This window comes from Accumulibacter sp., assembly GCF_036625195.1.
GTDB lineage: Bacteria > Pseudomonadota > Gammaproteobacteria > Burkholderiales > Rhodocyclaceae > Accumulibacter.
Map to the genome: position 1 here is coordinate 3,781,806 of NZ_JAZKUG010000001.1, position 24,197 is coordinate 3,806,002.

Sequence of the window (24,197 nt, forward strand, 5' to 3'; positions counted from 1 at the left end):
TCTGCACGATTCACTCTGGCGGCAACTCATGCTGCGGCGTGACCGGCTGCCGCACGCGCTCCTGCTGTGCGGTCAGCAGGGGCTCGGCAAGTTCGACCTGGCCGTTGCCTTGGCCACCTCCCTACTTTGCGAGGAGCGGCGAGATTCAGGCGAGGCGTGTGGTCAGTGCCGGGCCTGCGGCTGGCTGGCCCTAGGCAACCACCCGGACCTTCGCCTGCTGCAGCCACAGTCGCTCGCCGTGGTCGCCGGCGATGCCGGCCAGGAAGAAGACACTTCCGGAGCGAAGAAGCTGAGTCAGCAGATCACGATCGATCAGGTACGGGCACTCGACGACTTCCTGCACGTCGGCACCCACCGTCACGGCGCGCGCGTGGTGCTCCTCAACCCGGCCGAGGCGATGAATCGCGCAACAGCCAATGCTCTTCTCAAGTCACTTGAAGAACCAATCGCAAGCACATTGTTCATATTGGTTTCCAGCAACCCACATCGCTTGCTGCCGACGATCCGCAGTCGCTGCCAGACCGTCAGCGTGCCGTTGCCGCCGCGCGCAGCTGCAGCCGCCTGGCTGCACGACGCTGGCGTGGCCGAGCCGGATGACTGGTTGGCCCTGGCTGCCGGTGCGCCGCTGTTGGCGCTCGCCCTGAGCAGCAGCGGCGAGCGGAGCCTGGTCGATGCACTTCTGGCCGAAGTCAGTGGCGGGGCTGGAGTGGATCCGCTGGCATCGGCAGCCCTACTCGAGCGGGCCATCAAGAACGAGAAGCGCCAAGCGTCGCTGCGCAGATTGCTCGAGTGGGCACAGAAGTGGTTGTTCGACCTGCTTCTCGCGACCGAAGCGCTGCCGCCGCGCTATTTTGTACGCCAAGCGGCGCTCCTGCAGGACCTGGCGCGCGGAACCGACAACCGCCGGGTCTTGGCATTCAGCCGAAAAGCGCTACAATGCAAGCCCCAATGTGAGCAGCCCGTGAACAATCGACTGTTTCTCGAGGACTTCTTTCTCGGCTACGTGCGGGTTTTCCGAAGCCCCCGAGGGTTGTGAAGCAATCGTCGCGATCCAGGGGTAATGAACGAGTGAGGCATCAGCGAGTGAGCAACGGACTTCGCTCATTTGGGCGATCGATCGCTTCCAAGTGAAGATGGCAGAGACCGACATCGGAAAGGCAGCGCCTGCGACGCCGCCGCGCCCCAGCGTTCTGTCACTGAACATCAACTCGAAGTCGGCACTTTACGCGGCCTACATGCCGCTGTTGCGCAATGGCGGCATCTTCATTCCAACCACCCGCAATTACTCGATCGGTGACGATGTCTTCATGCTGTTGTCGCTGATGGACGATCCCGCCAAGCTGCCGATTGCGGGCACGGTCGTCTGGATCACTCCGGCTGGCGCGCAGAACAGCAAGGCACAGGGAATCGGTGTGCAGTTCAAGAACGACGAAAGCGGCGCCGAGGCACGCCGGCGCATCGAGGGTCTCCTGGGCGGTGTGATGCAGTCGGGCCGCCCAACGCACACCATATGATGGCCGGCCGATGTTGGTTGACTCGCATTGTCATCTCGACTTTCCGCAGCTGGCCGATGGCATCGAGCAGATCATCGGGCAGATGCGTGCCAATGACATCGGTTGCGCGCTGTGTATCGGCGTCACCCTGGAACGTTTCGCCAGGGTTCTGCAGCTCGCCGATACCTGGCCGATGTTGCTGGCAACGGTTGGTGTACACCCGGAGGAAACGGGAATCCGCGAACCAACGGTCGACGACCTCGTGGGCCTTGCGGCACATCCGCGAGTGGTGGCGATCGGCGAAACCGGACTGGACTACTACTGGCACAAGGATGCTCCGGATTGGCAGCGTGAGCGCTTCCGTACCCACATCCGGGCCGCCCGCGTGACCCGCAAGCCGCTGGTGATCCATACCCGGGAAGCGGCAGCCGACACGCTGCGGCTCATGGCCGAGGAGGGGGCTGGCGAGGTGGGCGGCATCATGCACTGTTTCACTGAAAGCTGGCCGATTGCCGAAGCAGCACTCGACCTCGGCTTCCACATCTCGCTCTCCGGCATCGTCACCTTCAAGAAAGCGCTCACGGTCAGAGAGGTTGCTCTGCGCGTGCCGCTGGATCGTCTCCTGGTCGAGACCGACTCACCCTATCTGGCACCGGTGCCCTACCGTGGCAAGACGAACCAGCCTGCCTACGTCCGCCATGTCGCTGAAGAGGTCGCACGTCTGCGTGGCCTCAGCTATCAACAGGTCGCCGACGCCACGACGGCCAATTTCTTCAATCTCTTTCCTGAAGCCCGAACAAAGGTTGCCCAATGAAGATTCTTGCTCTCCTGGTTGCATTGTGGATTCCGACCATGGCCGCAGCCGGTGCCTATGAAGACATGGAGGAGGCCCTGATCTCCGGCAATACGGCTTGGGCCATCCAACTGATCAACCGCGGCATGGACGTCAATTCGGTGGACGCAGCCGGCAACACGCTGCTGATGCAGTGCGTGCAGCGCGAGAACCTCGACTTTCTCGACTATCTCGTGAAACGGCGTGCACGGCTGAACACCCGCAACCGCAACGGTGAGACCGCCCTCAGCCTGGCCGCCTACAAGGGCCTGCTGCCTTTCGTCAAGCGCCTCGTCGAAGCGGGCGCCGACGTCAACCTCTATGGCTGGTCGCCCCTGGTCTACGCTGCGTTCAGCGGCCGTACGGCAGTGGCCGAATACCTTCTCAGCAAGGGAGCGGAAGTCAATGCGACGACCCCAAACGGGTCGACAGCGCTGCTGTTCGCCGCCCGCTTCGGACACATCGAGATCGTCGAGTTGCTGCTGCAGAACAAGGCGGACCCGAACATGGCCAACGACCGGGGGGCAACCGCGATCGACTGGGCGCTCAAGTCTGACAACACGGACATCGCGGACCTGCTGCGCAAGGCTGGCGGACGCGCCGGCACCCCGCCAGCGAGCCCGGCTTCACGGTGAAAGAGCGTTCACGGGTCGGACGACCACCTTGCCCGTGTTCAGGGTGCGACTGACGATCCGGTAGACCTCCGGATCGAAGTCCTGTCGGCTGGGTGCGGCCGCCAGCAGCGTCTGCAGACCCGCATCGTCCTGTACCGTGCCAAGCAGCCGCCAGCGGTCCACGACGTGGATGTCCTCGCGCATGCCGAAATCGTCGCGCTCGATCAAAGCGACCGGGCCGCGGTAGGGCCAGCTCCTGATCTTCAGGCGGGCCAGCGCGCTCATCAGTCGTGCGCCGTGCTGCAGCAACGACTCCTTGCCGATGCAGGCGCCGCGGCAGTTCTTTTGCCGATAGGCACTGCACGCAGCGACCGCCTGCTCGATGCCGACCTGTTTCGGACACAGTTGATGCGCCTCGGCCAGCACGCGCAGCGAGCGCTGCGCTTCGCGGCGGTTCGTGTACATGCCGAAGAGATCGTCGGCGACAGCGAAATCCAGTTCGTCGGCAAATACCAGTCGCAGCCGGCAGTCGCCCGATGCGGGCGAGTGCAACTGCCACGAACAGAGCTCATTGGCCGGCGCTAGGTGCCGGGCGGTGCCGCCGCTGCCCGCCGCTGCTTTCGCCGGCGTGGTCAGCGGCGCCGAGCGCGCGTAGCGCAGCTCATGCAGACGCGCGCCCAACTCGCCGGCCGCCTCGCGCCATTCAATTCGCCAGGTCTCGCGGTAGAGCGACTTGTCGCGGCTGCCGGCAGCAAAGTGAGCGAGCACCTGGCGCCGCAGGTTGTCGCTGCGACGCGCGAGCAGGAGGCGACCGTCCTCACCATAGAACACGTAGGCGCCTGGCGCCTCGGGCAGGTCGTCGAGCGCGGTCGGATCGAGTTGCGGTGGCAGTTGAGGACGGCCGACGATCGCTCCCACGGCATCGTTGATCGTCGCTGCGGGCAGCTGACGGTGCCAGCATTGCCAAAGGCTCCAGAGCAGCCGGGCGTCGGCAAGCGCCCGATGACGCCCACCGCCGGCAGTCAGACCATGTCGTTCAACGAGGGTGTCGAGGTTGTGCCGGTGATGCTCGGGGTAGAGCTTGCGTGACAGCTTGACGGTACACAGGCTCGGCTGCCGAAAGGCCACACCGAGCCGGCCGAATTCTCCTTTCAGGAAACCATAATCGAAGCGTGCGTTGTGCGCGACGAACAGTCTCCCGCGCAATCGCTCGAGTAGTTCATGGGCAATCTGGCGGAAGGTCGGTGCCGGTCTCAACATGGCCTCGCTGATGCCGGTGAGACTGGTGATGAACGGCGACAGCGGCACCTCGGGATTAACCAGGACACTCCATTCGCGGACACCGGTCGAGTCGACCTCGACCAGGCCCACCTCGATGATTCGGTCATTGGCGAAGTTGGCACCGCTCGTCTCGAGGTCGACGAAGACCATCGGCTCCGGTGCGAAAAGCCGCGAGTCATCGATGGACATGGCGGCAGCGGTTCAGCGCTGGCTGCGGCTGGCAACCGCGGCGATGGCGTCGGCGAACACTCCGGTCAAGGCGAGCGGAAAATCATGCGCCATCCCTTCGATGACGCGCAATTCCGCAGCAGGAATGTGTGCTGCCACGTCCTCACCGCAGGCGAGCGGTATCAGCGGGTCATCGGCACCGTGCAGCACGAGCGTCGGGGCCTTGATCGTCGCCAACAGTGCGCGTCGGTCGCCACTGGCAAGAAAGGCCGCCAGTTGCCGGGTGACGCCGCGCGGATGGAAGCCGCGCTCGTGCTCCTCGACAAACTGACTGCGCAGGCGATCCGGGCAACTCGGATAGTCCGGGCTGGCAACCGCCAGCTGGCGCCTGATCGCGTCCTCGATCAGACTCTCCCGGTCGCGTGCAGCAGGCAATGGCGCGAGCAGCGCCTGCGCAGCATCGGGACTCGGAGGCGGCAGGTCCGGATGGCTGCTGGTCGACATGATGCTGGTCAACGACAGGCAGCGCTCCGGGTAGCGGGCCGCAACGATCTGAGCGATGGCGCCGCCCATCGATGCGCCAACCAGGTGCGCTGCCTCGATTCCCAGTGCATCCAGCAGGCCCGCGCAGTCTGCCGCCATGTCCTCGAGCGAATATGGGGCGTCCGGCGGCACGCCGCGTCGTAGAGCACGGCCGATGTCCGGAACTCCCGCCTCGTCGAGCTTGCTCGACAGGCCGCAGTCGCGGTTGTCGAAACGCAGCACGCGATAGCCGCGCTCAACCAGGGCTTGACAGAGTTCGACACTCCAGCGGCTCAGTTGGGCACCCAGTCCCATGATCAGCAAAATTGCGGGTGCCGTCTCGCTACCGAAGGACTCGTACTCGATTTGCAGGTTGTTGGCGGTCACTGTGGGCATGGCGAGCGGTCCCGGAGATGGGGCTGGCAAGGATATCGACAGCACGCGAATCTACCACTGTTTGCACCGGCCGCGAACCCGATCTCCGCCGCGAGTGCCGCCATTCCGGACCGGGCACGGCATTGCGATGCCTGCTGCGCCATTGTCGTCAGGCGTCGTCAGGAGCTGTAGTCCGGCGCAACCAACCGGGTGCCGCCGACACATCCGACCCCCGCTCCAAAGTGCGCATAATTTGTATTATGTAAATTTCTGGATTCCGGGTTGCAGCCCTGTCAGCAGGCAAGCCCCTGGTCCTTGCGTGCCTCCGCGTGCCGGGCCGCTGCCCCGCTCCATTCGACCCACAAGCCCGGCGGGTCATGTGGCAGAGCGCAGCGAGCGGGATCCGTTGCTTCAGGGCTGCAGTTCCGGTCGGTCGCGAAAACACTCGAGCGCTTCCGGGTTGGCCAGGGCCTCGACATTGTTCACTGGCCGGCCGTGGACGACGTGGCGCACGGCAAGCTCGACGATCTTGCCGCTCTTGGTACGTGGGATGTCGGCCACCTGCAGCACCTTGGCCGGGACGTGGCGAGCTGTGGTGTTGTCGCGAATCTGCTGTTTGACGCGGTCGATCAATGCCTCGTCGAGAACGAGACCGTCGCGCAGCCTGACGAAGAGCACGATTCGCACGTCGCCCAGCCAATCCTGGGCAATCACGAGCGCTTCGACGATTTCCGCCAGTTTCTCCACCTGACGGTAGATCTCGGCGGTACCGATGCGCACGCCGCCGGGGTTGAGCACGGCATCGGAACGGCCGTAGATGACCAGGCCCTCGTGCGCCGTCAGCTCCACGTAGTCGCCGTGACACCAGACGTTCGGAAAGCGGTCGAAATACGCCGCGTGGTACTTGGCACCGTCCGGGTCATTCCAGAAGCCGACGGGCATGGCGGGAAACGGTGCGGTACACACCAGTTCGCCGCGCTCGCCGCTTCCCGCAGCAAGGGGGCGGCCACTCTCGTCGAAAACGCTGACCGCCATTCCGAGACCGCGACATTGCAGCTCACCGCGATGAACGGGCAGCAGCGGATTGCCGAGGGCGAAGCACGAAAGGATGTCCGTGCCGCCCGAGATCGAGGCGAGCAGCAAGTCCGGCTTGATGTCGCGGTAGACGTAATCGAAACTTTCCGGCGCCAACGGACTGCCCGTCGAAAACATGGTCCGCAGCTCGCGCAAGGAATGCGTCCGACGGGGTTGCAGGCCGGCCTTGGCAATCGCGTCGATGAACTTGGCCGATGTGCCGAAATGGGTCATGCGCTCGGCGTCGGCGTAGTCGAAGAGAATTGCTCCAGCCGTACCGTCAGCACCACGAGCGAACGGTGAGCCGTCGTAGAGCAGCAGCGTCGCGCCCGATGCCAGACCGGAGACCAGCCAGTCCCACATCATCCAGCCGCAAGTGGTGAAGTAGAAGACGCGGTCGCCAGGTCGCACGTCGCCGTGCAGCTGGTGTTCCTTGAGGTGCTGCAGCAAGGCGCCGCCATGGCAATGAACGATGCACTTCGGGACGCCAGTGGTGCCCGAGGAAAACATGATGAACAACGGATGAGCGAACGGCAGCCGTTGAAAACTGATCTCACCGGCAACGAAGGGAGCGACGAAGTCGGCATGGCGGATACCGTTGCGGATCAGCTCGACTCGCGGCGACTCGTCGAGGTAGGAAACGACCACGGTCCGTTCGATCCCCGACATCTGCCCGACCACCTCGATGTTTCGCGCCATGCAATCCACCGGCTTGCCGTTGTACCAGTAGCCATCGACGCAGAACAGGACCTTGGGCTCGATCTGCCCGAAGCGGTCGAGTACGCCCTGCACGCCAAAGTCTGGCGACGCCGACGACCAGATGGCACCAAGCGAAGCGGTGGCGAGCATGGCGACCAACGCTTCCGGCATGTTCGGCAGGTAGCCGGCGACGCGATCCCCGCGGCCGACGCCGGCGACCCGCAGTGCCTGCGCGCAGCGCGACACTGCGGCATGCAGTTCGCCGTGCGAGAGCCGATGGCTGATCCGGTTCTCGCCCCAGAAGACGAGCGCGTCCCCATCGTCACGGCGTCGCAACAGGTTTTCGGCATAGTTCAGCCGGGCCTGCGGGAACCAGCGCGCGCCCGGCATGCGCGTACCATCTTCCAGGACCGTCGAGCCTGGGTCACCAAGCACGCCACACTCTTCCCAGACCGAAGTCCAGAACGCCTCGGGTCGCTCGAGCGACCAGCGCCAGAGGGCGGGGTAGTCGGCGCAGTCCACCTGCCAGCGCCGCTTCACCGCAGCCGTGAAAGAGCTGAGCCTTGCTGCTGCCTTCCGTTCAGCGCTTGGCTGCCAGAGAGGCGTTTCCTGCCCCATCTCCCCTCCTCCTCAGGCCGGCAACTCGGCCCGCAGCGTTTCGGGAATCGGCACCGACTTGCCGGTTGCGACATCCATCCAGACGATCTTCGAGTCGCCGGTGGCGTAGATCGTCGGTGATCCCTGGAGGCTGATCTCGTAGTGCGTCGGAACGCTGCTGCGACCCGGATGCCCGCAGTACATCCGGACCTCGACCACCCCGGGATAATTCAGCGGGACCAGGAAGGTGCAACTGGCGTTGATGATCACGGGCGCCGAGCCGTGCGGCATGACCCGGAAGCCGAGCCGCTCGAGGAACTCAACGCGTGCCTGTTCCATGTAGCGGAAATAAACCGTGTTGTTGACGTGCCCGTAAGCATCCATGTCGCCCCAACGGATGGGGATCAGGCAGGTCTGGACGAGTGTTCTCTGGTTCTGCATGGTGTTTCCCACGATGTATACGGCGGTCTTGCCCGCGCTTGGTCGCCCGCGCACTCCTACCGCCAGCCAGCCCTGCAGGGCTGGCGACGGAATGCTCAAGCCGCACCACCTCTCAGAACATGTCTTCCGGCAGCGCGAGCACACCGGCGGCACCGTCGATCACGCTGCTCGCGAGACCACTGGCCTGCGACAGCACGTGGTCGGCATAGAAGCGGGCGGTGCCGATCTTTGCCGGGTAGAAGGGGTCGGCATCGCCGGCATCGATCTTCGTCTGCGCGACCAGCGCGGCACGCGCCATCTGCCAGCCACCCGCAACGACACCGAGCAGCATCAGGAACGGCACGGCACCGGCGGACGCGGCGCGGACATCCTTGCCGTAATTGGCGACGAGCCACTCGCCTGCCGCGGCGAGCGCATCGATCGCCGCCGAGAGACGTCGCTGCAGCGCGGCGAAGTCGTCGCCCGAACGAGCGCCGAGTTCGCCGGCAACGCCGCGCATCAGGCCGATGACCGCGTGCAACGTCGCCCCCCCCTCGCGCGCCATCTTGCGGCCGATGAGGTCGTTGGCCTGAATGCCGGTGGTTCCCTCGTAGATCGTCGAAATCTGCGCGTCCCGTAGATGCTGCGCAGCACCGGTTTCCTCGACGTATCCCATGCCACCGTGTACCTGGACGCCGATCGAAGCCATGCTGACCCCGGATTCGGTGCTCCAGCCCTTGACGACGGGGATCATCAGGTCGACGAAAGCCTGGCTGCGCTTGCGCTCACCCTCGTCCGGATGGTGCACGGCGGCATCGTGCGCTGCCGCCACCACGTACGCCAGCGCCCGCGTCGCTTCCGCCCGCGATTTCATGGTCATCAACATGCGGCGCACATCCGGATGCCGGATGATCGGCACCTTTGGTCCGCCGCGAACCCCGATGTCGGTGCACTGGACGCGATCGCGAGCGTAGTCGCGCGCACGCTGGTAGGCCCTCTCGCAAGCCGCGACACCCTCCAGTCCGACGCCGAAACGGGCGGCATTCATCATGATGAACATGTACTCGAGGCCACGATTCTCCTCGCCGACCAGATAGCCGACGGCCCCCGCGTGGTCGCCAAAGGCCATGATCGCTGTCGGGCTGGCATGAATTCCCAGCTTGTGCTCGATCGACACGCAGTACGCATCGTTGCGCGCGCCGAGGCTGCCGTCCGCGTTGACCATGAACTTCGGGACAATGAACAGCGAGATCCCCTTCACCCCTTCCGGGGCGGTCGGCGTCCGCGCCAGGACGAGATGGATGATGTTCTCCGCCAGGTCGTGTTCCCCGTAGGTGATGAAGATCTTCTGTCCGAAGATCCGGTAGCTGCCGTCGGCCTGCGGTTCGGCGCGGGTGCGGACGGCGGCGAGGTCGGACCCGGCATTCGGCTCTGTCAGGTTCATCGTCCCGGTCCATACGCCACTGACCATCTTCTCGACGTAGGTTCGCTTCAGCTCGTCGCTGCCGGAGAGGACCAGCGCCTCGATCGCCCCACTGGTCAGCAGCGGGCACAGCGAAAAGGAATGGTTGGCAGACTTCCACATCTCGCCGACCGCAGCCGCGACGACCTTCGGCAGTCCCTGCCCGCCCCACTCGGGCTCGCTGCCGAGCGCCGTCCACCCACTCTCGGCAAACAGCCTGTAAGCTTCCTTGAAGCCGGCAGGCATGGTCACCGTCTTGTCGTGCCAGCGAGCGCCTTCCTGGTCACCAGGCCAATTGAGCGGCGACAGGACCTCCTCGGCAAAGCGCGCCGCTTCGTCGAGAACGGCGTCGACGAGGTCCGGGGTCGCTTCCTCGCAACCGGGCAGTTGTGCCACCTGCTCGAGTCCGGCAAGTTCCTTGAGAACGAATTGCATGTCGCGCACCGGGGCAATGTATTCACTCATCTGTTTCTCCTTTCATGGCTGTTGTCGGAATTTCTGTCGGGGCAGTTCGGGATGCTCAGCGGGCAGATTCATGCGCCGCTGCGAGATCGATCAGGAAGAGGATTTCCTCGGCGACCGCCAACGGAAAACCCTTGCGCTTGCCTTGCCGGTTGTCGCGCAGAAGGTTCTCGAGATAACCGAGGCACTCGGGTTTTCCCCACAGAGCGACGATCTCATCACGCAGGCGTGGGATGTCCTCAAGGGTATGGGCTTTGGCGGCGGCGCCGGCAAGCGGAACCAGCTCTAGTTCACCGCTGCTTGTTTCGTTGTCCCAGGCCAGGATCTCGACGTTGAAGTTGCGGTTGAGCTTGACCGTCAGCGCCTCGAACTCCTTGCGCATGCCGTTGCGCTGGTAGAGATGCAGCAGCCGGATCCATGGCCTGGCCGATTCCTGCGGCAGGGCCGCGATATACTCCTCGAGCGTTCTCGCCGCGCCGTTGACCCGCCCGAAGGAGAGCATGATCTCCGCCAGCTCGATCGCCGGTGCGGCGCCCCCCACGCCTTGATCGGCCAGCTGGAGCGGTGCCGCTACCGCCGGCGGCGCTGAGTCGCGCCTTGCTGCCACTGCCGGGGCAACAGCCGCTGCCACGGCTGCGGGTGCCGGTGCGGAAAGAGTGACGGCGGCGCGGCGCGGCGGCGCCTCGATGGGAACAGCTGCTGCCGCCTCCGGCGGCAGCGATGACCGCGATTCGCCGCTTGTCGTTCCTGCAGCCACTTCTTCGCCAGCCGCCCCAAGCGACTCGACGGCAGCACCGCGACGGCGGCGGAAGAGAAACAGCGCGACCAGCAGAACCAGCACCAGCCCGCCGTAGAACAGCCAGTGCTCCTCTTCCGTGGCGGCAGGCGCCGCCGGCTGTGTCCGCACAGCGCGCGGCGGTTCGTTCTTCGCTGGCACAGACGACAGTGGCGTGTTCGCTGCGGCGCCTGACGGATCGCCGTGCGCGGCTGCGCCGGGCGGCGAACCCGCCGACCCTCCGACCGCGCCGGGAAGCCGCGACTCGCCGGCCGCAACGCCGCCCGGGAGGGCCGCCGCACCACCCTGCAGCTTCTCTGCCGCTCTCTTGAGCTCGGCGACGTTGGCCTCGAGCCAGGCCAGCTTGTTGCTCATCGTCTCCTGATCGTCGGCGGGGTCGTTGAGCATCGCGAGTGCCCGTTGCTCGAGACGCAGCAATTCGCGCCCCAGTCCGCTCGCCGGCACGGCCTCGGACAACTCGTCGCTCGCCACCAGTGCCGCGCCCGCTCCCTTTGCGGGCGACCCGCGAGCGGCGCGCCCGCCCTCGCCGGCCGTAGCCGGCGCTCGCTGCGGCGGAACAGCGACCGCTGGTCGCGGCGCATCGCGCAGTGCGCCCGGTGCGCTGTCCACCTGCGCCGATGCCTTTGCTGCAACCGTGTTGCGCGCCGGCGCCGCCGCCAGCACAGCAGTCGGGTCCGCGAGCAGGATCGTGTACTCTCTGCTGGCCGTCGAGGCACATTCGGAACGAACCGCCAGACGCACGGCCGGGTCGGTGATCGCTGCCCGGGAGACGATGCTCAAGCGGCCCTGCCCACCCTCGCGCCGATAGCTGAGGCGCGCATCGGTGATCCACGGCAGATCATCGCTGGCCGACTGCGGCCGGAAGAGCTTCAGGCAGGCGGGGTCGAAGCGCTCGGCCGGATGCTCGCTGATCTCGATCTCGGCCTGCAGCACCTGGCCAACGCGCGCCGAGCTGCGCAGCTCCCCGAGCATGATGGCGTGGCCCGGGGAACCGCCCACGGCGAGCAGCAGGAGGAGGAGCGACACGCCGGCACGCATCAGGTCGGCTCGCACGGGCGCAGCCAGGCGCTTCTCGGTGAACTCATTTGCCTCCAGGAAAGGGTGCATCGCTGCCGTCTGCCAGCAACTGCGGTCGATAGACAGCCAGCAGCGTGCTCAGCATACCCGACAGCCAGGCCTCGGAGAAACCGAGCAGGAAAAAGTACGGCAGGTAGTCGTCCGCCAGGTATTGGCCGCTGTAGGCACCCGCCAGCGCGAACACCAGGCTTGATACCAGACCGACGGCGAGGACCGCCAGTGCAGCGGTGAAGAATCCCTTGCAGAAGATGAACACGAACAGGTGGCCAGGCAGCAGACGGTCGACCAGACGATGAGCAGTGTGGCTGACGCCGACACCGACACCCGCCATGAGCACGGCATTGAGGGCGAATGCCTGCCAACCTGCGGCGCCGTTCAGCGTGACACCGAGCAGAACCACGCTCAGGCCCAGAAAGGCAAGCTGCCAGCCGAAGCAGAGGGTGAAGACCGTCGCCCCGAGCAGGTGCAGGGACAGGCCGGGCTTGACCCCGGCCTGCAGCTGCCAGAGCAGGATCAATGCGACGATCATCGCCAGGAAGGCATTCAGACGCGAACTGTCCAGCAGCACGCGCCATGGTGCCCGCCTGGCTGCGATCACCGTCGCGCCGACGAAGAGCGTCCACGCGACCATCACCCAGCCGGTGTCGAGCAACCCGTCGGGCAAGTTCATGCTCCCTGCCCTGGCCGTCTGCGCTCAGCCGAGTTCCGCCTGCAGCGCCGGCACGACTTCGAACAGATCGGCCACCAGGCCATAATCGGCGACCTGGAAGATCGGCGCTTCGGCATCCTTGTTGATGGCGACGATGATCTTGCTGTCCTTCATTCCGGCGAGGTGCTGGATGGCGCCCGAGATGCCGACGGCGATGTAGAGCTGCGGGGCGACGATCTTGCCGGTCTGCCCGACCTGATAGTCGTTCGGCACGAAGCCGGCGTCGACCGCTGCGCGCGAAGCGCCGAGCGCTGCCCCGAGCCTGTCCGCCAGCGGCTCGAGCAGGCGATGGAAATTCTCCCCGTTGCCCATGCCGCGGCCACCCGACACGATCACCTTGGCCGCCGTCAGCTCTGGCCGTTCGGACTTGGTCAGTTCGCGCCCCAGTACGCGGCTCAGACCGAGATCGGCAGTTGCAGGCAGCGTCTCGATGGCCGCACTGCCGCCCTCGCCTGCCGCCTCGAAAGCCGTGGCGCGCACCGTGATGACCTTCACCGGATCGCTCGACTGGACGGTGGCGACGACGTTGCCGGCGTAGATCGGGCGGACGAAGGTGTCAGCCGACTCGATCCCCGAGATCTCCGAGATCTGCGCCACATCGAGCAGCGCCGCGAGGCGCGGCATGCAGTTCTTGCCGCTGGTTGTCGCTGCCGCCAGGAGATGCGAGTAGGAAGCGGCAATGCTCACCAGCAGTGCCGCGATGTTCTCCGGCGACTGGTCGGCATAATGCGGCGCGTCGGTCAGCAGCACCTTGTCGACGCCGCTGATCCGCGCCGCCGCCGCCGCGGCATCGGCGCAGTTGCTGCCAGCCACCAGCAGATGGATCTCGCCACCGAGCTTCGTCGCCGCGGTCACGGCATGGTGGGTCGCTGCCTTGATCGAGGTATTGTCGTGTTCAGCAATAACGAGAATGGCCATGGTCAGATCACCTTTGCTTCAGTCTTGAGTTTCAGTACCAGATCGGCGGCATCGGCCACCTTGATGCCGGCTGAGCGCTTGGGCGGCTCGGCCGCTTTCAGGGTCTTCAGTCGCGGCGTGACATCAACCCCCAGTGCGGCCGGATTGGTTGTCTCCAGCGGCTTCTTCTTCGCTTTCATGATGTTCGGCAGGGTCGCGTAACGCGGCTCGTTGAGGCGCAAATCGCTGGTGACGACCACCGGCAGGGCGACCTCGATGTTCTCCAGACCGCCGTCGATCTCACGGGTCACAGTGGCCGTCTGAGCGGAGACGACGACCTTCGACGCAAAAGTCGCCTGTGGCCAACCCAGCAGGCCCGCGAGCATCTGGCCGGTCTGATTGGCGTCGTCGTCGATCGCCTGCTTGCCGCAGACGACCATCTGCGGCTGCTCCCTGGCGCACACCGCCTGCAGCAGCTTGGCGACGGCCAGCGGCTGCAGTTCGACATCGGTCTGCACCAGGATGCCGCGGTCGGCGCCAATTGCCATCGCCGTACGCAGGGTCTCCTGACAGTTGGCGACGCCCGCCGAGACCACCACCACCTCGGTCGCGATGCCAGCCTCCTTGAGCCGCACTGCCTCCTCGACGGCGATCTCGTCGAAGGGATTCATTGACATCTTGACGTTCGCCAGATCGACATCGCTGCCATCCGGCTTGACGCGAACCTTGACGTTGTAATCCACCACCCGTTTGACTGGAACGAGGATCTTCACTTTCTTCTCCTTGATCACTACACGCAAAGCAATGCCAGGCGTCGTCCTGCAGGCGACGTCCGACACTCCCGAATTCTGGCCAGACGATAGACCGTACCGTATCGTATGGAGGGCGTACGGTACCGTATGGGGGACTGGCTGTCAAGACTGCGGTCGGCAGCTTTGGGTTCAGGCTGATAATATTGCCTGACGCGCGCGTTTCAGGAAAGGACCAGATGACGATGAAGCACCGGAACATCAGACCGCGTGCTGCGCTTGGCCGCAACGAGTGGATTCAGGCGGCGATCGACAACCTCGCCGAGCAGGGCGTCAACGGCATGCGGGTCGAAGTCCTGGCGAAGACCTTTGGCGTCACCAAGGGCAGCTTCTACTGGCATTTCAAGGATCGCAACGACCTCGTCGAAGCGGTCCTGCAAGTCTGGCGAGACGGCCGCATCCAGGACATCGAAAAGCAGACCGTCGCCACGCCGGGCGCCGAGGAGCAGCAACTGCTGCATCTGATCGACATCTACTCGGCCACCCGCAACCGCAAGGGCATCTCCATCGAACTGGCCGTACGTGAATGGGCACGGCGCGACGCGCAGGCGGCGGCGATCGTCGCCGAGGTCGACACCTGGCGTCTCGAAGCGACGCGCAAGCTGTTCGTCGCCCTCGGTTGCTCGGAAGAAGTCGCGAAGTGCCGCAGCCTCCTCCTCTACGCCTATGTCTTCGGGCAGAGCCTGATGGCTTGCGAGAACTACGATGTGCGCATCGCCGAGTTCAAGCGCTGGATCGCCGAACTGATCGTTCGTCAGCACCAGGAACAGCCCGGCACCGCCACCTGACAACACCATCGTCCATTTCTCGTTGCCGGAGTTTGCCCGATGCCGCAAGCCAGTGCCAGCCCGCAGTTGATCCTCGCTCTCGACCAGGGTACGACCAGCTCGCGGGCGATTCTCTTCGCTCGTGACGGAACGGTTCGCGGCGTCGCCCAGCAGGAGTACGCGCAGCACTATCCGCAGCCGGGATGGGTCGAACACGACGCCAACGACATCTGGCGGACGCAACTGGCCGTCGCCCGCAGGGTCCTTCGCGAGCACGGTGTCGCCGCCGGCCAGCTGGCCGCCGTCGGCATCACCAACCAGCGCGAGACGAGTGTCCTCTGGGACCGCGCCAGCGGCGAGCCGTTGCACCGTGCGATCGTCTGGCAGGACCGACGGACTGCCAGAACGTGTGATGCGCTGCGTGCCGCCGGCCATGCCGAACTCTTTCGCCAGCGAACCGGGCTGGTCGTCGATGCTTATTTTTCAGGCACCAAGCTGAAATGGCTGCTCGACAACGTTGCCGGTGCCCGCGCCCGCGCCGAGCGCGGCGAGCTCGCCTTCGGCACGATCGATTGCTGGCTGGCATGGCAGCTGTCCGCCGGCCGCGTGCACGTCACCGATCCGTCGAACGCCGCACGGACGATGCTCTTCGACATTCGCCGCTGCTGTTGGGATGAGGAACTGCTCGCGCTGCTCGACATTCCGCCGGCAGTCCTGCCGCAGGTGGTCGACAGCAGTGGCGTCATCGCGACGATTGCCAGCGACCTCCTCGGTGCCGAGGTGCCGCTCGCCGGTATCGCCGGCGACCAGCAGGCGGCGACCTTCGGTCAGGCCTGCCTCGCGCACGGCATGGCGAAGAACACCTACGGCACTGGCTGTTTCCTGCTGCTGAATACCGGCAACGAAGCGATGGACTCGCAGCACCGCATGCTGGCGACGATCGGCTGGCGGCTGCGCGAGCGAACGACCTACCTCCTCGAAGGCAGTGTCTTCATGGGTGGCGCCGTCGTCCAGTGGCTGCGCGATGGTCTCGGCATGATTTCCAGCTCCGGCGAGATCGAGACGCTGGCCGCGTCCGTTCCCGACAATGGGGGCGTCTACCTCGTGCCGGCGCACACCGGGCTCGGCGCGCCGTACTGGGATCCGTACGCGCGCGGCGCATTGCTTGGCATGACGCGCGGCACCAGCCGCGCCCACGTCGCGCGCGCGGCACTGGAAGCAATCGCCTTCCAGAGCGCCGAGGTGCTCAGCGCGATGCAACTCGACTGCGGGCAGCCGCTGCGTGAGCTGCGGGTCGACGGCGGGGCGGCCGCCAACAACCTGCTGCTGCAGTTCCAGGCCGACCTGCTCGGCGTCCCCGTCGTGCGTCCGCGCATCACCGAAACGACCGCGCTCGGCGCCGCCTATCTCGCCGGACTGGCGGTCGGCTTTTGGCACGACGAGGCGGAACTGGCTGCGTTGTGGCACGCGGAGCGGCGTTTCGAGCCCGCCATGTCCGCCGACCAGAGGGAAGCGCTGCTCGCGGGATGGCGGCGCGCGGTGGGGCGCAGCCGCGACTGGGCGACTGCCGACTGATCAACCCCTGGGGAGGAACGGCCCCTGGCAGCTTGCCCGGGGTACATCACGTGTGCGTCGCCGCTGTGCGGGCTGGCGGGCTGGGGGGGCGCGAAACCACAGCGCCCTGCCCACCCGCAAGCCGCGCCGGAATCAGGGCTTGCGGCCCCGCGCCAGCCACATCGCGACAGCCGCCAGCGCGAGCAGGCTCAAGGACTCCGGCTCGGGAATCTGGTTGGCGACCGCCAACGCGGGTGCAGAAACGGACAACAGAAAAGCAAGCAACGGCAGAGCACGCATGGCAACCTCCTCCTCGCGAAAATCGATGAACGACCACCCCCACTACCTGAGCATTGCTCGACCCGTCGCAAGCAAGAATCGCACCGCATCTGCCAATCCGCCGATTTAATGTCTGTTTGAGATCGTGCATGGGCGCTCTGCGCGCGCGTGTGTAAGATTTTCCGACACCCCGCAGAGGTTCGCACGTCGGCAGGGCTGGCCGTGGGTTCCTGGCCCGGAGGCGACTTGCAGTGGCCTGATCCGCAACATGCTGCGACGGCAAGCCGGCCCACGGAATGGTTCATAATCTCGCCGATCAGCACGGACCAGCGGCCGCAGGCATTCCGCCCGGCCAGCCGCGACACGGAGGGACCCTTGAGCACGCCGCGGCGCCGCATCGCGCACCTCGACATGGACGCCTTTTATGCCTCGGTCGACCTGCTGCGCTACCCGGAACTGCGCGGTCGGCCGCTGGTGATCGGCGGCAGCGGTGCGCAGCAGCCCGTTCTGCTGGCCGACGGCAGCCGCCGCTTTGCCCGCCTGCGCGACTATGTCGGCCGTGGCGTCGTCACCACCGCCACCTACGAGGCACGCGCACTTGGCGTCTCTTCGGCGATGGGCATCATGGTGGCAGCCCGCCGCGCGCCCGACGCGATCCTGCTGCCGGTCGATTTCCCGGCCTATCGCCATTGCTCGCGCCTCTTCAAGACGGCGGTCGCCAGCATCGCGCCCGACTGCGAAGATCGCGGCATCGACGAAATCTACCTCGATCTCAGCCGGCTGGCCGGCGATTCCCGCCCGCTCGCGCAACGCATCAAGGACGCGGTGCGCCAGGCGACCGGACTGTCGTGCTCGATCGGCGTCGCGCCCAACAAGCTGCTGGCCAAGATCGCCTCCGATCTCGACAAACCCGACGGGCTGACGATCCTCGGCAGCGACGATCTCCGGCAACGCATCTGGCCGCTGCCGGTACGCAAGATCAACGGCATCGGCCCGAAGGCAAGCGAGCGGCTGGCGCTGCTCGGGATCGAGCGCATCGGCCAGCTGGCTGCAGCCGACGCCGGCGTGCTGCGCCAGCACTTCGGCCGCAGCTATGGCACCTGGCTGCTGGCCGCCGCGAACGGCATCGACGAACGACCGTTGATCACGGCCGCAGAGCCGAAATCGGTCAGTCGCGAAACGACCTTCGAGCGCGACCTGCACCCGCGCGACGACCGCGAGACCCTGAGCGCCGTCCTCGTCGGCCTCTGCGGCAAGCTGGCCGACGACCTGCAGCGCAAGCGATGCCGCGGCCGCACGATCGGCGTCAAGCTGCGCTTTGCCGATTTCCGCGTCGTCACGCGCGACCTGACGCTGGCCGTGGCGACCGACGCGGCCGCGGACATCCTGCGCGCCAGCCGCGAGTGCCTGCGCCGTGTCCCGCTCGAGCACCGGCTGCGATTGCTCGGCGTGCGGGTGTCGGCACTCGCAGCCGCTGCCAGCGCCGACACCCCGCTCCTGCCGCAGCAGGGCGAACTCGAACTGCGCGAGCACGATCACCAGCGATGAATCCGCAGGCTCGCCAACGAGCCCCCTTCGCGGGCGGCTCACGCGGCAGCGCTGCCGCCCAGCGTCAGGCGCAGATCGACCGTCCCGCGATCGGCACCGCTGCGCTGTGCGAAGCCGAGTCTGCGCGCCAGCCCCTGCATGCGCAGGTTGCCGTCAAGGGTCTCGCCACGCAGTTCGCCGATGCCTTCGCTGCGACAGTAGCGAACGAGGCTCTGCAGCAACGCCGTGCCGAGGCCCATGCCCTTGATCTCCGAGGCGACGACGATCGCGAAATCGGCGACCGCCTTGCCGGGTTCGCTGACGGCGCGCACCTCACCCAGGACGCGCTCGCCGGCGACGCCCGCGTTCTCGATCGCCACCAGCGCCATCTCACGGTCGTAGTCGATCTGCGCAAAGCGTGCCAGGCGGGCGCGCGGCAGACTGCGGATCGAGTCGAAGAAGCGCATCCGGGAATCCTCGGGGGCGAGCGAATGCAGCAGTTCGCCGAGCAAGCTTTCGTCCTCCGGGCGAATCGGCCGGATCGACAGCCGCCGGCCCTGCCACTCGAGTGGCTGCTCGAGCTCCTTGGGGTAAGGGCGGATGGCGAAGCGATGGCCAGCAAGCGCCGGCGGGTGCGAGGCGATGCCGATGCAGGCATCGATCGCGAAGACCCCGTTCCTCTCGACATGCAGCGGATCGAGTTCGACGCTCACCACCTCGTCGTTGTCGGTCAGCAGTTGCGACAGCCGGACCAGCGCCTGGCCGGCGGCGGTCTGCAGTTCGCTGCGGGATTCATCCGGCAGCTTCGCGAGGATGCCACTGCGCGCCACCAGATCCCGCGCCAGCGTCAGGTTGAGCGGTGGCAGGGCGACGACGACGCGACCGGCGCTCGAGCCGCTGCGCGCTGCCGGTCCGAACAGGATCAGCGGCCCGAAGACGGCGTCGACGGCGACGCCGAAGCGCAGCGGCGGAGCGCCGCTGCGCGCGGCGCTCGGTCGCACGCGATAGCCGCCGACGCGTGCCGCCGCCTGCTGCGTGCGCAGCGCGCCGCGCAGCCCACGGGCCGCCAGCCGGATGTCGGCCGGCGACCGCAGCTCCACTGCCGCTGCGGCGCAATCGGCGCTGCCGCCGCCAACCAGCGCGAGATCGACCGGGTAGCCCACCTCGTCGGCAGCGAGGATCGCCGCCTCGATGCTGCTGCTGACCGGGTGCGCGGCGAGGACGATGCCATAGGCAGCCAGCAACCGGCGTGCCTGCGCCACCGACAGGCTGCCGGCGCGCGCCGCGACGGCCTCGCCGACGGCGCTGCGCGCAGCGGCGAGATCGGGCGCGAAGTCCTCGGCGCGTGACGCCGGCAACTGCAGCAACAGGCGGCGGTTGTGCAGGTAGCTGAGAACGCCGAGGAAGACCGCGATCGCCCGTTCCGGCGATTCGTGGCTGATCACGCCATGTTCGGCTGCGACCCGCTGCGCCGCAAGCATCGACTTGCCGCCGACCCAGCAGGTAAACACGTTGCGCTCACTCTCCCGGGAAACCTTGCAGATCGCCTCGGCGACCTGCGGACCCGGCGCGAACGGCGACGGCGAACACACCGTCAGCACGTTCTGCGTACCGCCGTCGGCGAGCACGCAGGCCAGCGCCGCCGCCCACTGCCGCACCGTCACGTCGGCCGGCAGGGCGATTGGATTGCTCAGTGCCGACCGCGTCTGCAGCAGTCCCTCGAGACGCTTGCTCGTCTCGCGCGACAGCTTGCCGAGCTTGCCACCGGAACGCAGCAGCGTTTCGCCGGCGATGCGCCCGAGACCATGCCCGTTCGCCAGGATGGTCAGGCGTTCGCCGCGCAGCGGACGCATCCGGGCCATGCCCTCGATCGCCTCGAAGACGCCGCCGAGGGTGTCGACGCTCACCCAGCCGGCGCGCCGCAGCGCGGCTTCGTAGACCTCGTCCGGCGGAAAGCCTGCATCGCCGTCGCCCGCGAGCGTTCGCCCACGGATGGCGACCACCGGCTTGTGGCGGGCGGCAGCCCGCGCTGCCGACATGAACTTGCGACCGGCCGGTACGGTGTCGAACTGCACCAGGATCGCCTTCGTCTCGCCGTCGCCGGCGAGCCAGTCGAGGACGTCCGCGAGATCGACGTCGAGCCCCGAGCCGAGATGGAGCACGGTCGAGAAACCGATGTCCTTGCTGCACGCACGATCGAGTATGGCCGCCGTCATGGCCGTCGAATGCGTCACCAGCGCGATCTTGCCCGCCGCGATCGCCACCGGCGCCGCACTCGCGTTGAGATGCTGCGCCGGAACGACGAGGCCGCCACTTCCCGGTCCGAGCACGCGCATCAGGAAGGGTCGCGCCGCAGCGAGGATGCCGCGCTGTGCAGCGGCGATCTCGTTGCTGCGCATGCGGCGCCACAGCCACGGCCCGACCACCACGGCGCGCGTCCCCAGATTGCCGAGCTGTTCGATGATCGACGGCACCTTGTCGAGCGAGGCACAGATGACGGCGAGGTCGGGAACCGCTGCCAGCGGATCGAGGCGCACCCCGGCAGGCAGCAGGAACAGCTTGCGCTGGCGGGCGACGACCGACATCACCGGACCACTGAAGCAGCCGCCGGTGAGGTTCGATCGCACCACCTCGGCGTAGCGGCTCGCCTCGTCGGGTTCGGCGACGATCGCCACCGACGCCGGACGGAAGAGGAACTCGAGGTTACGGACGGTCATCGCGGTATCGTCGGCAGCGGTCTGGGCCCCGGCCGTGGTGCCGGGCCCGCTGCCAGTGTGCCACGTCCGGCCGGATTATGCGAACGACGGGTCGCTGGCCGAAGGAAGCGCTGCCAGCGGCCACCCGAACGCCGGACGCCCTGCGCTTGCCGCGAGGGCGCCCGCGCCCGCGCCGCGGACGCCTAACGCACCGCCGGCGCGCCAGGGCCACCCGGCCCGCGCGGCCCGCCTGGTCCGCCTGGTCCGCCCGGCCCGAAGCGACCGCCCTGCCCCATCCGCTCGAGACGCGTCTGGACGAACTGCCGTGCCTTTTCCTTCTGCGCCGCATCGAGGCTGTCGTACACCGCCAGCCAGCGCTCGCGCCCCACCTCGCGCTGCTTGCGCGCCGCGTCGCGGACCTCGTCCATGCGCGTCAGCACCGCGCGCAGATCGGCCCCCGGCTTGCTGACCAGTGCCAGCACTTCGGCCCGCTGTTGGCGCATCTGCTCGCCGACCTCGCGCATGCCGTTGCGCGTGGACTGCTCCGCCTCCTGCCACAGGGCCTCCTGCCGCGCGTCGAGCTTGAGTTCGCCATGCAGCCGCGACATCTCCTGCAGGTGCCAGCCCATACGCTGCTCCATGCGCGGGCCGCCGGCGCCACAGGACTCCGGTCGCATCGCCAGAGCGCTGCCAGCAGCGCCGAGCGACAACAGCAGGGCCATGAGGACAACGCGGGGTTTGAACATCGATTTCATTTTCTGACTCCTTTTTCGTTGGCTGGTGATCATCGATCGCCTGTCCGCGGGTGGCGTCGTTGCCGTCCCGCTGGCGATGGAGCCATTCTGCCGCGCCGCCGGTTGCAAAGAATTGCGCCGGCAGCGGCCGCCGATTGCAAATTGTTGCCTCGCCACAGGTCGCCCGCAGGCGTCGCATAGAATGGCAACCATCACCTGCCGGGGCACGCCCATGAAGAAGATCCTGCTGATCGACGACGACGCCGAACTGCGCCAGTTGCTCGCCACCTACCTCGGCCGCCATGGTTTCGACACGCTGCTGCTGCCCGACACGCGCCAGCTAGACGCCTTCATCGAGCGCTATCAGCCGCAACTGCTGGTCCTCGACCTGATGCTGCCGGGTGAGGACGGACTGGCCGCCTGCCGCCGCCTGCGCGCGCGCGGCGAAACGCGGCCGGTGATCATGCTGACCGCGCGTGACGAGCCGGTCGACCGCGTCATCGGGCTCGAAATGGGCGCCGACGACTACCTCGGCAAGCCTTTCGACCCGCGCGAACTGGTGGCGCGCATCGAGGCCGTGCTGCGCCGAGCCGCGCGGCCGCCGGCGGCGCCCGATCCCGATGGCGGCATCGTCCGCTTCGGCGACTGGCTCTTCGACCGCGGCGCGCGACAGTTGTCCCGCGGATCGGAGAGCGTGCCGCTGACCAGCGGCGAGTTCGCGCTGCTCAACACCCTGGTGGCGAACGCCAACCGGCCGATGAAGCGCGAGCGCCTGCTCGAGCTGACGCGCGGCGAGAGCAGCGAAGCCTTCGATCGCGCGATCGATGTCCAGATCCACCGCCTGCGCCGGCTGCTCGAAGTCGATCCGGCGCGCCCGCGCTACCTGCAGACGGTCTGGGGAGTCGGCTACGTCTTCGTCCCCGACGCGGCGAGCGACGGCGCGGCATGAAGCTGCGCCTCTTCCCGGCGTCGCTCGCCGGCCGCACCGTCCTGCTGGTGATCGCCGTCATCGCCGTCGCCGAGCTCGCCACTTTCTCGCTGATCGCCCACTTCCGCCGCGGCGCGCACGTCAACCAGACCGTGCATCTGCTCGCCGGCCAGGTGCGCCTGCTGCAGATCGTCCTGCCGGGGCTCGACGCCGGCGCCCGCGCCGCGCTCGGCGCCGCCGACGCCGGCGAGCTGCAGTTGCGCGCCGATGGCGCCGGCGTCCCACCGCATCGCCCGCGCTTCCCGTTCGCCCGCCGCCTCGCCGACGAGCTCGAACAGCGTCTTGCCGAACCGGTCCTGCTGCGCCACGCCGGACCCGGGCAACGCAGCGGCCTGTGGGTCGGCTTCACCGCCGCCGGCGAGCGCTGGTGGCTGCTCCTGCCGCCGCCGCGCCTCGAACCGCAGGCGCTGCCGACCGAACTCTGGCCGTTCCTGGCGGCGACCCTCGCCGCCGTCCTGCTGATCGCCGGACTCTTCGTGCGCAGCATCGTCGGCCCACTGGCGCGGCTTGGCGAGGCGGTCACCGCCACCGGCGACGGCAGCGCGCGCAGCGTGACGCCACAGGGACCGCGCGAAGTGCGGCAGCTCGCCGAACGGCACAACGCCATGCTCGGCCAGCTTGCCGCCGCCGCCGCCGAACGGCGCGAGATGATCGCCGGCCTGACGCACGACCTGCGCGCGCCGCTCACCCGCCTGCGCCTGCGCCTCGAACTGCTCGCCAGCGACGGCGAGCGCGCCGGACTCGAGCGCGACGTCGACGACATGGAGCGCATCGTCGGCCAGTGCCTCGCCTTCCTGCGCAGCGAGGGCGGCGAGGAAGTGACCAGCGCCGTCGGCCTGGCGGCGCTGCTGCGCGAGGAGACCGGCCGCCAGCGCGAACTCGGGCGGCCGCTGGCGCTGGCGATCGACGAGTCCGCCGAGCGCTGTCGGGTCGCGGTCAGCAGCGGCAACCTGCGGCGCATCTTCGACAACCTCATCGACAACGCGCTGCAACACGGCGCGCCGCCGGTCGAGGTGGGACTCAGCGTCGCCGCCGATGGCGCCGCGCTCCTCAGCGTCCGCGACCACGGACCGGGAATCGCCGACGCCGACCGGCAGCGCGCCCTCGAAGCCTTCGCGCAGCTCGAACCGGCGCGCGCCACCAACGGCAGTTGCGGCCTCGGACTGGCGATCGTCCGCCGCATCGCCGCCGGCTGTGGCGGCGAGCTGCGGCTTGCAGATGCGCCCGGCGGCGGGCTGCTGGTCGTCGTCAGGCTGCCGGCGAGCTAGCGCGCTTTGCTGCAGCGACCCTCGCGCCGATCGGCGAGCTGCGCTATGCTCGCCGCCAACCGGCAGCGAGCTTGCCGCCGAGCCGGAACTTCCCACC

At 67.3% G+C, this 24,197-nt stretch carries 21 protein-coding genes; 9 read left to right on the forward strand and 12 right to left on the reverse strand.

Going from position 1 to position 24,197, the window contains the following annotated elements:
• Window positions 1-28: 28 nt before the first annotated feature.
• The 4 genes from holB (at window position 29) to V5B60_RS16600 (ending at window position 2,960) form a co-directional block, all read left to right on the forward strand.
• Window positions 29-1,036: a DNA polymerase III subunit delta' gene (holB, locus tag V5B60_RS16585; protein WP_332350599.1), complete on the forward strand. Its 1,008-nt coding sequence runs from the start codon at window positions 29-31 to the stop codon at window positions 1,034-1,036.
• Between the two features lie 97 nt (window positions 1,037-1,133).
• Window positions 1,134-1,514, forward strand: coding sequence for a PilZ domain-containing protein (locus V5B60_RS16590; protein WP_332348327.1), 381 nt, complete (start codon window positions 1,134-1,136; stop codon window positions 1,512-1,514).
• 10 nt (window positions 1,515-1,524) lie between these two features.
• The gene (locus V5B60_RS16595; RefSeq protein ID WP_332348329.1) at window positions 1,525-2,307 is read left to right on the forward strand and encodes a TatD family hydrolase; all 783 of its coding nucleotides are present in this window, start codon (window positions 1,525-1,527) and stop codon (window positions 2,305-2,307) included.
• Window positions 2,304-2,960, forward strand: coding sequence for an ankyrin repeat domain-containing protein (locus V5B60_RS16600; RefSeq protein ID WP_332348331.1), 657 nt, complete (start codon window positions 2,304-2,306; stop codon window positions 2,958-2,960). Before V5B60_RS16595 ends, V5B60_RS16600 begins: the two co-directional genes overlap by 4 nt.
• Here the strand turns inward: V5B60_RS16600 and V5B60_RS16605 are convergent.
• The 9 genes from V5B60_RS16605 to V5B60_RS16645 all read right to left on the reverse strand — a co-directional run bounded on the left by V5B60_RS16605 (window position 2,952) and on the right by V5B60_RS16645 (window position 14,251).
• Window positions 2,952-4,409, reverse strand: coding sequence for a 3'-5' exonuclease family protein (locus V5B60_RS16605; RefSeq protein ID WP_332348333.1), 1,458 nt, complete (start codon window positions 4,407-4,409; stop codon window positions 2,952-2,954). The genes V5B60_RS16600 and V5B60_RS16605 overlap by 9 nt on opposite strands.
• A gap of 12 nt (window positions 4,410-4,421) precedes the next feature.
• Complete coding sequence (locus V5B60_RS16610; protein WP_332348335.1) at window positions 4,422-5,306, reverse strand: alpha/beta fold hydrolase; 885 nt, start codon at window positions 5,304-5,306, stop codon at window positions 4,422-4,424.
• 390 nt (window positions 5,307-5,696) lie between these two features.
• Window positions 5,697-7,676, reverse strand: coding sequence for an acetoacetate--CoA ligase (locus V5B60_RS16615; RefSeq protein WP_332348337.1), 1,980 nt, complete (start codon window positions 7,674-7,676; stop codon window positions 5,697-5,699).
• Window positions 7,677-7,688: 12 nt separating this feature from the next.
• Entirely contained in the window at window positions 7,689-8,096 is a 408-nt protein-coding gene (locus tag V5B60_RS16620; RefSeq protein ID WP_332350602.1) for an acyl-CoA thioesterase, read from the reverse strand.
• 112 nt (window positions 8,097-8,208) lie between these two features.
• The gene (locus tag V5B60_RS16625; protein ID WP_332348339.1) at window positions 8,209-10,002 is read right to left on the reverse strand and encodes an acyl-CoA dehydrogenase; all 1,794 of its coding nucleotides are present in this window, start codon (window positions 10,000-10,002) and stop codon (window positions 8,209-8,211) included.
• A 55-nt stretch (window positions 10,003-10,057) separates the two neighbouring features.
• A complete protein-coding gene (locus tag V5B60_RS16630) occupies window positions 10,058-11,902 on the reverse strand; it encodes a type IV pilus assembly protein FimV (protein ID WP_332348341.1) in 1,845 nt (614 codons plus the stop codon).
• The gene (locus V5B60_RS16635) at window positions 11,877-12,542 is read right to left on the reverse strand and encodes an energy-coupling factor ABC transporter permease (protein ID WP_332348342.1); all 666 of its coding nucleotides are present in this window, start codon (window positions 12,540-12,542) and stop codon (window positions 11,877-11,879) included. The genes V5B60_RS16630 and V5B60_RS16635 overlap by 26 nt, the downstream gene beginning before the upstream one ends.
• Before the next feature lie 24 nt (window positions 12,543-12,566).
• Complete coding sequence (locus tag V5B60_RS16640) at window positions 12,567-13,499, reverse strand: electron transfer flavoprotein subunit alpha/FixB family protein (RefSeq protein WP_332348344.1); 933 nt, start codon at window positions 13,497-13,499, stop codon at window positions 12,567-12,569.
• Window positions 13,500-13,501: 2 nt separating this feature from the next.
• Entirely contained in the window at window positions 13,502-14,251 is a 750-nt protein-coding gene (locus V5B60_RS16645; protein ID WP_332348346.1) for an electron transfer flavoprotein subunit beta/FixA family protein, read from the reverse strand.
• Between the two features lie 215 nt (window positions 14,252-14,466).
• On the opposite strand from V5B60_RS16645, the gene V5B60_RS16650 reads away from it, so the two are divergent.
• Window positions 14,467-15,075: a TetR/AcrR family transcriptional regulator gene (locus V5B60_RS16650; protein WP_434735339.1), complete on the forward strand. Its 609-nt coding sequence runs from the start codon at window positions 14,467-14,469 to the stop codon at window positions 15,073-15,075.
• Window positions 15,076-15,114: 39 nt separating this feature from the next.
• Entirely contained in the window at window positions 15,115-16,629 is a 1,515-nt protein-coding gene (gene glpK / locus V5B60_RS16655; protein ID WP_332348348.1) for a glycerol kinase GlpK, read from the forward strand.
• Between the two features lie 132 nt (window positions 16,630-16,761).
• Here the strand turns inward: glpK and V5B60_RS16660 are convergent, their stop codons facing one another.
• Window positions 16,762-16,908: a PEP-CTERM sorting domain-containing protein gene (locus tag V5B60_RS16660; RefSeq protein WP_332348350.1), complete on the reverse strand. Its 147-nt coding sequence runs from the start codon at window positions 16,906-16,908 to the stop codon at window positions 16,762-16,764.
• A gap of 354 nt (window positions 16,909-17,262) precedes the next feature.
• Between V5B60_RS16660 and dinB the strand changes: the two genes are divergently transcribed.
• The gene (dinB, locus tag V5B60_RS16665) at window positions 17,263-18,435 is read left to right on the forward strand and encodes a DNA polymerase IV (RefSeq protein ID WP_332348352.1); all 1,173 of its coding nucleotides are present in this window, start codon (window positions 17,263-17,265) and stop codon (window positions 18,433-18,435) included.
• Window positions 18,436-18,473: 38 nt separating this feature from the next.
• Here dinB and V5B60_RS16670 read toward each other — a convergent pair whose 3' ends face one another.
• Both V5B60_RS16670 and V5B60_RS16675 read right to left on the reverse strand, forming a co-directional pair.
• Window positions 18,474-21,131 carry a bifunctional acetate--CoA ligase family protein/GNAT family N-acetyltransferase gene (locus V5B60_RS16670; protein WP_332348354.1) on the reverse strand — a complete coding sequence of 886 codons (2,658 nt, stop codon included), beginning with the start codon at window positions 21,129-21,131 and terminating at the stop codon, window positions 18,474-18,476.
• A gap of 182 nt (window positions 21,132-21,313) precedes the next feature.
• Entirely contained in the window at window positions 21,314-21,865 is a 552-nt protein-coding gene (locus V5B60_RS16675; RefSeq protein ID WP_332348356.1) for a periplasmic heavy metal sensor, read from the reverse strand.
• Window positions 21,866-22,076: 211 nt separating this feature from the next.
• On the opposite strand from V5B60_RS16675, the gene V5B60_RS16680 reads away from it, so the two are divergent.
• Window positions 22,077-22,793, forward strand: coding sequence for a response regulator (locus tag V5B60_RS16680; RefSeq protein ID WP_332348358.1), 717 nt, complete (start codon window positions 22,077-22,079; stop codon window positions 22,791-22,793).
• Window positions 22,790-24,100, forward strand: coding sequence for a HAMP domain-containing sensor histidine kinase (locus tag V5B60_RS16685; protein ID WP_332348360.1), 1,311 nt, complete (start codon window positions 22,790-22,792; stop codon window positions 24,098-24,100). The genes V5B60_RS16680 and V5B60_RS16685 overlap by 4 nt, the downstream gene beginning before the upstream one ends.
• Window positions 24,101-24,197 lie beyond the last annotated feature (97 nt).